General features: G+C 35.0%; 12 protein-coding genes. 9 read left to right on the plus strand and 3 right to left on the minus strand.

Features of this window, described 5'->3' with window-relative positions; genetic code table 11:
* Positions 1–17 precede the first annotated feature (17 nt).
* The 3 genes from FPB0191_RS08605 to FPB0191_RS08615 form a co-directional block, all read right to left on the minus strand.
* Positions 18–461 carry a DcrB-related protein gene (locus FPB0191_RS08605; RefSeq protein WP_052236713.1) on the minus strand — a complete coding sequence of 148 codons (444 nt, stop codon included), beginning with the start codon at positions 459–461 and terminating at the stop codon, positions 18–20.
* A gap of 330 nt (positions 462–791) precedes the next feature.
* Positions 792–2,720: a type VI secretion system Vgr family protein gene (locus FPB0191_RS08610; protein WP_052236896.1), complete on the minus strand. Its 1,929-nt coding sequence runs from the start codon at positions 2,718–2,720 to the stop codon at positions 792–794.
* Positions 2,721–3,268: 548 nt separating this feature from the next.
* On the minus strand, positions 3,269–3,781 hold the full coding sequence (locus FPB0191_RS08615; protein ID WP_039105356.1) for an Hcp family type VI secretion system effector: 513 nt from the start codon (positions 3,779–3,781) through the stop codon (positions 3,269–3,271).
* Between the two features lie 431 nt (positions 3,782–4,212).
* On the opposite strand from FPB0191_RS08615, the gene tssB reads away from it, so the two are divergent.
* From tssB to icmH, 9 genes are all read left to right on the plus strand, one after another.
* A complete protein-coding gene (tssB, locus tag FPB0191_RS08620; protein WP_039105357.1) occupies positions 4,213–4,719 on the plus strand; it encodes a type VI secretion system contractile sheath small subunit in 507 nt (168 codons plus the stop codon).
* Positions 4,720–4,790: 71 nt separating this feature from the next.
* Complete coding sequence (gene tssC, locus FPB0191_RS08625; protein WP_039105358.1) at positions 4,791–6,272, plus strand: type VI secretion system contractile sheath large subunit; 1,482 nt, start codon at positions 4,791–4,793, stop codon at positions 6,270–6,272.
* Positions 6,273–6,278: 6 nt separating this feature from the next.
* Positions 6,279–6,701, plus strand: coding sequence for a type VI secretion system baseplate subunit TssE (gene tssE / locus FPB0191_RS08630; protein ID WP_052236897.1), 423 nt, complete (start codon positions 6,279–6,281; stop codon positions 6,699–6,701).
* Between the two features lie 40 nt (positions 6,702–6,741).
* Positions 6,742–8,460: a type VI secretion system baseplate subunit TssF gene (gene tssF / locus FPB0191_RS08635; RefSeq protein WP_039105359.1), complete on the plus strand. Its 1,719-nt coding sequence runs from the start codon at positions 6,742–6,744 to the stop codon at positions 8,458–8,460.
* Positions 8,439–9,416 (plus strand): type VI secretion system baseplate subunit TssG, encoded by a 978-nt coding sequence (tssG, locus tag FPB0191_RS08640; RefSeq protein WP_039105360.1) that lies wholly within the window; start codon positions 8,439–8,441, stop codon positions 9,414–9,416. The genes tssF and tssG overlap by 22 nt, the downstream gene beginning before the upstream one ends.
* Positions 9,417–9,418: 2 nt before the next feature.
* Positions 9,419–10,654 (plus strand): type VI secretion system-associated FHA domain protein TagH, encoded by a 1,236-nt coding sequence (gene tagH, locus FPB0191_RS08645; protein WP_039105361.1) that lies wholly within the window; start codon positions 9,419–9,421, stop codon positions 10,652–10,654.
* Positions 10,651–11,178 (plus strand): type VI secretion system lipoprotein TssJ, encoded by a 528-nt coding sequence (tssJ, locus tag FPB0191_RS08650; RefSeq protein ID WP_039105362.1) that lies wholly within the window; start codon positions 10,651–10,653, stop codon positions 11,176–11,178. The genes tagH and tssJ overlap by 4 nt, the downstream gene beginning before the upstream one ends.
* 12 nt (positions 11,179–11,190) lie before the next feature.
* Positions 11,191–12,534 carry a type VI secretion system baseplate subunit TssK gene (gene tssK, locus FPB0191_RS08655; RefSeq protein WP_039105364.1) on the plus strand — a complete coding sequence of 448 codons (1,344 nt, stop codon included), beginning with the start codon at positions 11,191–11,193 and terminating at the stop codon, positions 12,532–12,534.
* The gene (gene icmH / locus FPB0191_RS08660) at positions 12,534–13,298 is read left to right on the plus strand and encodes a type IVB secretion system protein IcmH/DotU (RefSeq protein WP_039105366.1); all 765 of its coding nucleotides are present in this window, start codon (positions 12,534–12,536) and stop codon (positions 13,296–13,298) included. Before tssK ends, icmH begins: the two co-directional genes overlap by 1 nt.
* Positions 13,299–13,308: the final 10 nt, after the last annotated feature.

Genomic DNA, 13,308 nt, shown 5'->3' on the forward strand with positions numbered 1-13,308 from the left:
TTCTCCTCCTTTGTCAACTAAGCTGGAATAAATGAGTCTTTAATCGCTTGCCAGCATTGATTATCTGCCTCTGTCAATGGTCTGGGTTGCGAATAGGTCAGCACTAACAGGTGTGATGAGTCGGGGCGCACCGTTGTCAGTAAAAACTGATATAACACAACCCCTTTATTTTCAAACTGTATCTGTACCTGTTTAGCCTCAATCGCCTTTTCACCTCCCAAGGTTGTCATCACTCGGTCTCCCACTATTAAGTGACGCATCTCTTTTTTTAACAAGGCAATTTGTTGCTTAAAATAACTGTCCTCTGTTTGTTGCGCTTTTAATATCGTACGAGTAATAATAAGATTAGCTTGCTTATGTGGTAGTTTTAATATTTGAACCGAGTCATCCTGATAAGCCTCCGGCAATATCAGTTGCCCCTCATTAAATTGATAGGTGTATAGTTGTGCCTGCTGATTCATTATTATTATCCTTATTAGTTTGCACCTGCTGAGTATCTTTCTTTTTATTTATTCTGCTTTTTTTCTATTTATTCTTAATTCTTCTTAATTCTTGATAGTTACTCTTACCGCTCTTTATTGTTCAAGTTATCCCTTTATTTTATTGGTCTAACCTTATCCTAACTTTGGTTGGCAATTGACTCTGACGTAGATTGTAATCGCTTTAACTTTAACGCTTTATCCGTTAGTACGTGATACTCTAGAACTTTAGAACGTTATCGTTTTATACCTCATACACTTTAACGTCTCACTTTTCACATTAATTACCGCCCTCACTTTAATTACCGTTAACTATTTAGGGAATGTGCTTTCAAGACTCGCCTCAATATTTGCAGCAACCTCTTCTTCGGTAACTTCGGCTTGTGCTCCATCACCATTAATTTCAACAATGGATTGCCCAATTACATCACCTCTATTTTTGGCAAAAATATGAAAATTATTACAATGCAGTTTAATATTGCCACCACTGTCCATTTCAATCACCGATTGTCCACAGTCAAGCCGGATAGCAGTCGCTGACGATATGTAAACCACATCTTTAACCTGAATATCACATGCCCCTCCCACTAAGGTCTTAGAATCACCCTGAACAGAGAGGATACGATTGGCTAAAATGGTTGAATCCTGATTTTCTCCTACCTCAATAATGCGATTTTCACCAACAGTCATAATTTGATTCGCCGCCACATTCTCAGTATGGTTTGCCATTACCACCGTTGAGCGGTCATTAAGCACAACCGTGTTCATGTCTTTTTGCGCATGCATAAATAATTCTTGTTTGCCATTCTCATCTTCAAAACGTAATTCATTAAATCCTTCACCTTTGTGTGTTTTCGATTTAATAGACATTTGCGTTTTAGCGGAAGGTAAATCCAGAGGTGGGCGATTATTACCATTGTAAGTGGTGCCCATAATAATCGGTCGGTCAATATCCCCATTGATATAACCTACCAAGACTTCCTGACCAATACGCGGAATCGACAGGAAACCAAAACCATCACCGTTCCAGTTTTGTAATACCCGTACCCAACAAGAGGCCCGTTCATCCGCTGCATCATAACGATTCCAGTGAAAATGGATTTTCACTGCACCATGTTCATTTACATGGATTTCTTCACCCGCCGGTCCAACAACCACCGCAACTTCATCACCGTCAGCTTGTGGTTTGTGAATAAACGGTGGGCGCCAGTCATTCTTGCCGGGAATAAAGGTAAATTCATTGGTTAATGTCGCCGGACGGTCATCACTCTCATTATCCAGCGACTGCGGTAAATAACCATGATGGGTAATGGTGACAATCTGCCATGATTGATTCATTGACTGGGATGGATGTTCGCTAATGCTGAAAATCTTTCCCGGCATTAATTGAAAATAATTACTTGCCGCCTGACCCTGCTCACTGTCAGATTGTAATGCTTGTAAACGATATTGACTTAGCTGCTGCGCCATCTGTTCATCATCGTAACGTCCGTAACTGTCAAAAATTTCAAAGCTAGGTAACGGTTTATCTGTCTTACTCTTCGCATCCATCATCACATCAGGATGACTGTAACGATAATCCTTAGTTTTAGCTTCCGTCGGGCGCATAGCACAACCAAATTTTAAAGCGCTAATCGTCGGCAGAAAGGTGGCAATTTGCGGGTGAGGGTTATAGATAAGTGATAATCCTCCCGTCATCCCTAAATGACTATCGCTGTAAAATAATTGATTTTCCTCAAACCAAAACGCTATCCCTTCTTCAGCTGCCAGCCGAGCAATAAATTGAAAATAGGATTCACGTTTCATCGTCGTGTATTCCCTGACCGGGTGAGGGTCCATCAATTGTTTATCAACAACAATATTATAATCTTGAAGAATTTCATCAATAATGTCGGGAACACTCTTAAAGTGGTAAATTCGGCTGTCTTTTGTCAGCGTTAATTGCCATAGTGCCGGGCGCGCTGTAATAGTGTAAAAGGTACGTTTAAATCCGCTGTCGCCTCGCTCTGCCTTCTCTACCAGTGCATTAACCGTCCGTTCAACTTGACCATTGCTGTACACCACCAGTTGCACTTTCTGAAGTAATTGCGCCTGTAAATCAATATTGCTATCTTTACTCGACAAGGTTAAGCTTAACGTGAATAATGTTGACAATCCTTCCTGTAGGGTAAACTCAACTACATCAAATGTATCTTTGGGTAAATCACCAATTGTTACAGAAAAATATAACCCAGTTTTCATGAAGCCGTCCTTATTCTTATTATCATTGTGCTTGATAAGCTAAGTTTGGATGAATAAATAAACAATCAATCAATCTAAATATTCAATACTGCTTTATTAAAATCTATCGTCTGCTAGCGATGCAGACACACATTGCGTTATTGTTTTTAAATGAATAAACGCAATGTTTATAACGATAAATACTATAAAACTATAAATACGATAAAAATAGATATTTGCGCCTCTATTTACATGCATTAATTAACCTAAATAAATTATCGTTATAATATATAAAATGGTACAAAATAAAAACAAAAATATTGATTATTTTTGGAGTGATGAGGTAAAAATAAGACATGAAATAAGAAGATAACATTATAACTATTTGAATTTAAATTATTTATAATGAAAACTCAAACTATAAAAATAACAAATTTAGCGATGTTTTATTTATAATATTAAGAATAATTATTAATAATGGAACTTGAAAATTATTAAATTTATTAAAAAAATCCAGCATTGAAAAATATAAGAAGCGACTATGCCAATATAGTCGCTTATCAAGTTATTTAAAGAGGTTTACGCCAGTCATCAGCACCCGAAGTACCAGCAACTGTATGTTCCCAATTGATTTTACGATACGCAAGATAAATATCAATTAATTGTGTAAAGTTTGACATCGCTGGATCTTGGCTATTTGGCATATTAAGATCAATATTTACAATAGTTGCATCAACCAACGAAGTAGTGAAATAATGCTCTTGTTTACCATCAGCTGAGGTACGATACCATCTGAGCGTCACATCCGTTAAACTCTCACCTGAAGCTAATGCATTATATAATAATGGTACGGCTTTATTTAATGCAACGGTTAAAATCAACGGTTTATGTTGTCGCTGTCCTGAAGGTTGACCTGATTGAGGATCAGTTGGGACAAGAATTTCATGTCGCACAGCTTGAACAATCATCTCATCTTCATGACCTTCAACAAAACTCTGTCCTACTGATTCTAGAGTATAAGCACCTTCAGTGATATTTCCTTGAGTTTTTCCTTTGATGGCAACAAAACACGGTGTAGGCATAACATTCTCCTTATATTTATTATTCATTTTGATTAAATAACTACAACTAAACTATGTACATCTACAGCAGACAACAATTACTTTGGTAAAATTTATAATATTCATTTCAAAACAATTCAGATCAACTTGTCTGAATAATATTATAAAAAAATTGCCTAAATAGATTAAAACGGAGAGTTACTGAATTACACTATTTCGGTAACCAAAATAATTTAACCTAAATTATATAAAATTCTTAACAAAATGCAAAAATTAATTTATTATAATTTGAAACGTTCCAAAATAATATTATGTTAAATTTTCATTAATATATTGCTTTTAATGAATAAAATCACATTTAAATAAAAAATCTCACTAATATTAGAATTTCCAGTAAATTTTTATAATAGTGAACTAGTTAGCAATGCTGTTAATAATTAAAGGACTCATCTATGGCGAATAAAGAAGGCAGTGTAGCACCTAAAGAACGTATCAATATTAAATATACAACTGAAACAAATGGGCAAGTTGCTGAGAAAGAATTACCATTACACATGTTAGTTACTGGTGATTTTCTCGGCAAAACTCAAGATATTCCCATTGAAGAACGTAAGCCTATCTCAGTTGATAAAAATAACTTCAACGCTGTTATGTCTAACGCAGGAATTGAACTTGAATTTGCTGTTCCAAATCGTTTAGAAGAAGATAGCAAAACAGACATTCCAGTAAAAATAAAAGTTGAATCACTTAATGACCTCTCTCCCGATAATATTGCTAAAAATATCCCCGAGTTGAACAAACTATTGGCTTTACGCGAATCACTCGTGGCATTAAAAGGACCGCTAGGTAATAAACCGGCTTTCCGTGCTCAATTAGAAGCACTTATTGGTGATGAAACAAGTCGTGAACAATTACTTAAAGAGCTCAATATGCTCGCTGTCGAAAATGATAATAAGTAATAAAAAGGCTTTATTTCAAAAATTGATACCAACCCTTCTGTAGAGAGGGTCATTTATAGGGAGTATTAAAGATGTCTAAAGTAGCAACGAGTAATTCAGTAGAATCACAGGAATTTACTTCCGGTAGTCTTCTTGATCAAATTGCTTTACAAACAAGTTATTCTCCAACAGACGAAAGTTACGATATTGCCAAGCAAGGTATTGTCGCTTTAATATCTAATTTACTAGATAGTGGTAACACCGAAGAAGCGATCAACAAACAACTTGTAGATCGAATGATTGCCGAACTAGACAAAAAAATGAGTTTGCAAATTGATGAAATTCTACACCATCCTGATTTACAAAAAATTGAATCTTCATGGCGCGGACTAAAATTACTAATTGATAGAACTGATTTTAGAGAAAATATCAAAATCAATATGCTTTATGTAACAAAAGAAGAATTACTAGAGGATTTTGAATTTGCTCCTGAAATTACTCAATCTGGATTCTATAAACATGTTTATTCAGATCAATATGGTCAGTTCGGTGGCGAACCAATCGGAGCTGTTATAGCCGATTATCAATTCAATGCCAGTGCCCCTGATATGAAATTATTACAGTATGTTGCGGCTGTTGGTAGCATGGCTCATACACCATTTTTATCTGCTGTATCACCTAAATTCTTCGGTATTGAAAGTTACACCGAATTAAGTACTATCAAAGAATTAAGTTCTATTTTTGAAGGTCCAGTTTATACAAAATGGCGTTCATTACGTGAACAAGAAGATTCACGCATGTTAGGGCTAACTACAGTTAGATATTTGGCGCGTTTACCTTATGATCCTGTTGATAATCCTATAAAAACATTTGGTTATCAAGAAGATGTTAGCCGAAATCATGAGCATTATCTATGGAGTAATTCGGTATACGCTTTAGCCACACGTTTGGCCAATAGTTTCGCAAAATATCGTTGGTGTCCTAACATCATTGGTCCACAAAGTGGTGGTGCTGTTGAAGATTTACCTGTTCATGTTTTCAATGCTATGGGAGAGCTACAGGTTAAAATTCCAACTGAAACACTGATTACTGACCGTCGTGAATTTGAGTTAGCTGAAGAAGGCTTTATAGCGTTAACTATGCGTAAAGGTTCAGATAATGCCGCATTCTTCTCAGCACAGTCAGTACAAAAACCGAAGACCTTCCCAAATACTGAAGAAGGGAAACGAGCTGAAACCAATCATAAATTAGGAACACAATTACCATATATTATGTTGGCTACGCGTGTTGCACATTATCTGAAAGTGATTCAACGTGAAGAAATTGGTTCTTATAAAGAATCTTCAGATATGGAACGTTTCTTAAATACTTGGTTAAAGCAATATGTATCTGACCAAGAAAATCCACCTGTTGATGTTCGTTGTCGTCGCCCATTCCGTGCAATTAGACTTGAAGTAACGGATATTCCAGGCGAACCAGGTTGGTCAAAAACCCGTTTGCATCTCCGTCCACATATGAAATTTATGGGATCTTATACTGATTTATCTTTAGTTGGTCGATTAGATAAGGAGTAATAAGTTATGGTCGCTCTGCATCATTGGGATAAAGAATATCATAAAGCTAGCCTATTTGAGCGTTTACAGAGCGATAGAACTTCCATTGCAAAAGGTAAAGTGGCACTTGTCTTGTCGATTAAAAAAAATTTACAACGCATCTTTAATGCTCGACCAGGTGAATGTCATGGAAGTAAAGAGTTAGGCATCATAGATATTAATGATGCCTTACTTGGTAGTGAAGAAATACAGAGTGCGATTTGTAGTTCTATTCAACGTTGTATTGAACGCTATGAACCGCGCATTAGTCATATAAGCGTAAGTATGCATCAAGATCCCATTACTTTTTACCACTATTTTTCTATTATCGCTTATATCAAACATATTAATGAAAATGACAAAATAGAAATAGATATTCACATAAATGATAATAAATTAAAAGTCGTATAAAAGTCAGATAAATCGAAGATTACAGATTAGGAAAAATAGGATGCAAGATAGTTTTATACGTAGTGAACGTCATTATCTCTATCAAGAAAGTAAAGAGTTTGTTGATGCTTTTCCACAAGTTTCTAGATACCTATCTGATCTTAGTGCTGATCCAGATATAAATAGAACCTTAGATGGTTTTACTTATTTATGTGCCTTACTTAATGCAAAATTAGAAAAAGAGTATCCACAATTAACGGCTGGGTTGATGAATATGCTATGGCCGAATTATTTACAACCCACCCCTAGCATGACGATGCTTCAGTTTAAGAATTCGACTAATCGTACTATTGATGTACCTGCTAGTGCGACAGTTTTAAGTCGAGAAAAACATGATGTCGACGTCCAATGTAAATTCACGTTAACTAGAGATATTCATGTTAGCCCTTTCAATATTACAAGCATCACGCAAAATATTAACAATCAAGAGATAGTTATTAATTTTGAAGCAACCGAGCCAGTATTTCTAACTAAAAATGAATTTAATGCATTACGGTTGTATTGTGGTTCAGATCTTCATTCTGGCTACTTAATATATCTTTGGTTAGCTGAATATCTGGAAGAGGCAACACTATTAGTTAATGATAGTGAATATACGTTAAGAGATCTCTCTTTTGAACCAATTGGTTTTAAAGATATTAATGCCATGTTCATTTATCCTAAAAATACATTTAGTGGCTATCGCTTGCTCCATGAGTATTTTTGCTATCCGGAAGGTTATCTGTTTTGTGATATTAATGGTATACCTGACTATTTCAATAAAATTAGCGCAAATAAATTTGCACTAAGGTTAACGTTTCAAAAACCATTACCAAATACCATTAGATTACATGATGAGCTTATTAAAACCAATTGTGCACCAGTAAGAAACATATTTTATTATGATTGCGAGCCAATAATTTTAAGTGGTCAAAGAACAGAATACCCACTAGCAATAGATTATAAAAATAAGGATTTTTATGAATTATTTGCAATTAACCAAGTTACCGGTTGGTTCAAAGATCATTATCGTGATTATGCATTGTTTGATGGCTTTCATCATCAAGTTACTTATAATAAAAAACAACCATCATATTACTATTATGTTAATCGCTATCAAGAAGCGAATGACGATCAAATTAATTATACCCTTTCCTTTGTTCGTGATGATGAAACAATTGTACATGGTCAAGATGAGATCATATCAATAAAAGCATTATGTAGTAATGGCGATCAAGCACAAAGTTTACGGATTGGTGATATTAATGTTGCTGGCGATGATATTCCGATTGGAGTTAGTTTTAGTAATATTGCATGTCCCACAAAGGCTATGCGACCAACTCTAAACGCGAGTCTTCAATGGACCACAATTTCATCATTAGCTCTAAACTATCATTCTTTACTTAATGCAAAATCATTAAATCAAATATTACAAAATTATAACTTCACTACTTTATATAGCCATCGTGCAGAGAAATCACTCATAAAACTATTGCACAGTATCGTAGGCTTTGAAACCAATTGGATAAGTTATCCTTATGAAGATCTTAAAGTAACAGGTTATGAATCAACTATTTATATAGAGCCTAGTGCATTTAATAATGATGGAGAGATGTATCTTTTTGGTTCGGTAATTGCTCATTTTTATTCTCAATATGCTGCGGTAAATTCTTTTCATTTTCTTAAATTGGTCAATTCATTAACTAGTGAGGTATATCAATGGAAGTTAATGAATATTTAATACCATCTGAAATTGAAAAATTTCAATTTTTCCAACTTACTGAATATCTCTATCGGTATAAGGGTATTGATATTGATTCTCTGTTGAAATTGGCTCCTAAAGCGGATCCTTTACGTTTTGTTGGTGATGCATCATTATCGTTTGTTACGCGTGATATTACGGCTATAACAATGGCCAAAGAGAAGATACAAGTCAAAATTCCATTTAATAATTTGCTTGGTGCTCATTCTCCATTACCTAGTTATTATCTTGATGATTTAGTATGGGAAGATTTACAAGAGGATCCGCGTGTAGTTACCCTACTTAATTTATTCAATCACCGGCTCAATGTTTTTCTCTATAAAATCTGGCGGAAATACCGCTACTTTATTAGTTTTAAACATAATGGTGAGGATGAAGTATCGCAGCGCATGTTTGCCCTAGTTGGTTTAGGATCAAAACGCATTCGCGATTTATTGCTTGTTAATCAAAGTAAGATGCTTTCATATGCAGGTATTCTTGCCAATTCAAGCCGATCACCTCAACTTATCTCGGCCCTTATCTCGCATTGTTTTGAATTATCTTCAGTTAAAATTCAATCATGGCAATTTAGGCGCGTTGAAATTCCTGCTCAGCAGCAAAATAAAATTGGTAAAAAAAATAATATACTTGGAAAAAGCTTTATAGTTGGTAGTCATATGCCTAACTATACTGGTAAATTTATCCTCACCATCGGCGACTTGAGCTTTAAAGAGATGGAAAGATTCTTACCTACTGGTTCTTTATACCATTCTCTTATCAATTTTGTTTCATTTATTTTGCGTGATCAATTAGCTTGGGATTTACAACTAATTTTATCCAATAATCAGGCATCAAGTATGAAACTTGGTACTGATACTAGCTGTTATCTTGGTTGGACAACATTTTTAGGACAGCCACCGAATAATCCATGTGCTTTGCTTACGATTCAGGAATAATTATGAAAACAACGGATACATTAACATTAAAAATATTAAATAATGATAATTTAGCCAGTGGAAAACATGGTACTGCTTTATTTGCCATAGATGGTGGTACAATTGGTAACACTGATGATAACCACTGGTCTATTCAGAGCCAAACACAATCAGTTGAACAAGTTCATGCAAATATTGAAATGATAGATGGTTATTTCTGTATTAGCGCCTATGCACCTAATATACTACTTAACGATATTGATCTCTTTAATAAAAATAAACCGATCCGCTTACAGCATAATGATTTACTTGTTATTGGTGATCTTAACATCAAAGTGCGTATTAATGATAATGGAATCCCAAGACCTGATCCATTAGCGATAAGTCCAGAAAATATCATTTCTAATTATCAAAATCCGCTAAGTGAAATTCTGAATAAAGAGAAAGCGGACTTTAGTGAACCATCCCTAACAAATAAAGTTGAGGCGCCGTTAATTACGCCTTTGCCTGTTGACCCATTAAAAGTTCTAGACTCTGAAAAATCATCGGCGATCTATAATGCATCACCCGAGACATCAGTATTTGATTCGCCGACAGATAATATTTTAGAACAATCTATCAAGTTAAATCCATTGACAGGTCATTTCTTTAATGATGAAAATCGTTTAACAAATGTTGCTATTCAACCCCTTTATCAAGGACTAAGAACGACATTACCCTTAAATAATAGCCAAGAAGCTTATGATGTCCTTGAAGAGATAGGACACAGTATTAAGGCCATAATCGATGGTCTATGTGATCTGCATAACAATCACCTTCATTTGGCAAATAAGCAATTAACGCCAACTGAAGATAATCCATTGTATTTAAATTTAGATTATCAAGAGACGCTAAATTTACTTTATTCTACTGATAAATGCCCTGTGCATCTTTGTGCTCCTTCGGCAATTACTGAAAGTCTAAATCACATTAAATTTCATCATCAGGCTAATAAAATTGCTATTTCTAAAGCGCTTTCAGCATTACTTGAGGCCTTTGCACCAGTAGCATTAAAACAACGTTTCATACGCTATCGTCGGCATTACGAAAAAGGCAATACCGATAGTGAATGGGCATGGAATATGTACAGCAGTTATTACAATGAACTCATTTCGAAACGTCAACAAGGTTTCGATAAATTGTTTTGGGAAATATATGAACAAGCCTATGACCAAAATATTCGTCGCTTAAAAAAAGAGCAAGATCAAAAGGAGCAATGATGAAGTATTTTTGGCTAGCTATTTTATTACTATCATCCTTGATATTAAATGGATGTGAAACTAGTAAAAAAATCTATATGGTTATTTCTGATCCTGGTGTACCTGTAGGCTATCCGGAAAATGAAGCGAGTGAAGTATCGTTTTCGATTCTAGCTGATAAGGATATTAATTTAAATTATAGTGGAGAACCTACCCCTGTTGATATACAACTAATATATCTTAATGAAGAATCAAAAATATTAAATGTTGACTATTATCAAATTGCAACAGAACCATTAGATCAACTGCTTAGCAAAAACTATATTGACCACCAAGATTATACGGTTGAGCCTGGACAATTTAAGATATTAAAACCATTTAAGCTCGATCAAAACACCCAATTCATCGCTGTGATCGCACATTATGCCGACGCTGATAGTAGTGTTGTTCAATGGTTAGACCTGATCAAGGTTGAAAGTACCGGACAAAAATACACATTGTTAATACATGTACGTTCCGACGAAGTTGAAATTAAAAAAACGTAAAGGATTCACTCTATGGCAAGTAAAAACCGCGTTATCTGGAAAGAAGGGATGTCAGTTTCCCCTCAACATTTTCAACAACAACAACGCCACATTGATTATCTCGTTTCATTCAAAAGTGAGGCTACCATAAACTATGGATATGGTTTTAGCCGATTACAACTCGATCTGGAATTGCTTAAATTGGGCAGAATTGGAATTACAGAAGCACTTGGAATTATGCCAGATGGAACATTATTTGAAATTCCTTATCAAGACATACAACCACAACCCATTGAAATAAAACAATTGACCACTAGTGAGAGTAAAAATATCTATTTAGCTCTGCCGATTATGAATGAAGCGCTTAGTGAGGTTGACTCTGCACTTGAACTTTCATCAGACAGTTGTCGTTATAAAAAAACGCCAATACCAGTTAAAGATTTACACACCAAAGGTGGTAGTTATATCCAGTTAGATGGCGCACAGTTAGCACCTAAAATAGTACAAGGTTCTGATGATCTCAATGCCTATACCATTCTACCTTTATGTCGCATTAAAGAACTTAGAACCGACGGTACAATTATCCTTGATGAAGATTTTATTCCAACCATATCTAAAGTTAGGGCAGCTCCGCATTTACAAAATTTCTTAGAAGAAGTTGCTAATTTAGTTGCTGAACGTGCTAGACAACTTTCTGAAAAAATCGGGGCGCCAACTCAACAAGGTGTTGCCGGTATTGCTGAATTTCTAATGCTACAACTTCTTAATGCAGCAAAGCCTCGTTACCGACATCTTGCTTATACTAAAATGGTTCATCCTGAAACGCTCTATTTAATATTAACTCAAACCTGTTCTGAACTTATGACGTTTACTTCAGAATCTAAAATAGCAATAGAGTTCAAACAATATAATCATGATGACCTAACAAATACATTCAAAGATTTAATTTTAGCGACTCGTCAGGCATTAAGTATTGTTCTAACGCCACGTGCTGTTTCTATTCCGCTTAGTGAACAAAATGGTATGTTTATCGGTACTATTCAAGATCAGGAATTACTCAAAACTGCCAATTTTGTATTAGCGGTTAAAACTCAAATACCACAAGAACAATTAATCCGAACTTTTGTACAACAAACAAAGATTGGTTCATCTTTAACTATTGAAAAATTAGTTCGTGTTCAGTTGACAGGTATTCCATTAGTTCCACTATCAGCTGCTCCACCACAATTGCCATTTCACGCCGGCTATACCTACTTCCAACTGGATACTCATGCTCAAAGTTGGGAAGATATTATTAAAACAAATAGCATCGCTTTTCATGTTGCCGGTAATTTCCCCGAGCTTCAATTGCAATTTTGGGCAGTAAGGAGTAAATAATGTCGGAACAAGTTATTCGTCATGGTGCTAATGCTTCTATTCAATATCATAATAAATTGGAGCAATATTCATTGCTTTTACGAGGCGATAATATCAATCCCATTATAGATGCAGCGACACCACTTTTAGGAATGATTCTACGTATTCAGGATCTAACCACGCCGATAACTGATCCTGATTATCTTTATCGACAAATAGTGACAGATATACAAACGATTGAGCAACAGCTCGAACTTAAAAATTATGAACCTGGCTCAATCATCACTTTCCGTTATGTACTTTGTTCCTTTATTGATGAAACTATCATGAGTTCAGAACCTTCATTAGCCAAATTCTGGAGTAAAAAATCCTTGCTCATTCATTTCCATAATGAAGGCTGGGGAGGTGAACGGGTTTTCCAAATTACGGAACGTTTAATGAATGAACCGAAACGTTATAAAGATATGCTTGAATTTATCTACTTATGTTTTGGTTTAGGCTTTAGAGGTCGTTATAAAGTACAAAACCCAAATAGTGACGAGTTTGAAAAATTATTTAGACGCTTAAATGCCCTACTCCAATCGTTAAATGGTGAACCCGCAGCGACATTTCTTAATCTTGGTGAGGTTCAAGCATCAGAATATAAACTACCAAAACAAATCACGAGAAGGCATATCTTATTTTTAACTTGTGGATTAATTTTATTAGCTTATTTCTTCTATTTACTAAGCTTAAATTTACAAAGTGCTGAAATTTTGGAACAACTTAATTTGTTATTAAAATAAATAGGATCGT

Origin of the sequence: Frischella perrara (assembly GCF_000807275.1) — a bacterium.
In the GTDB taxonomy this organism is placed as follows: Bacteria; Pseudomonadota; Gammaproteobacteria; order Enterobacterales; family Orbaceae; genus Frischella; species Frischella perrara.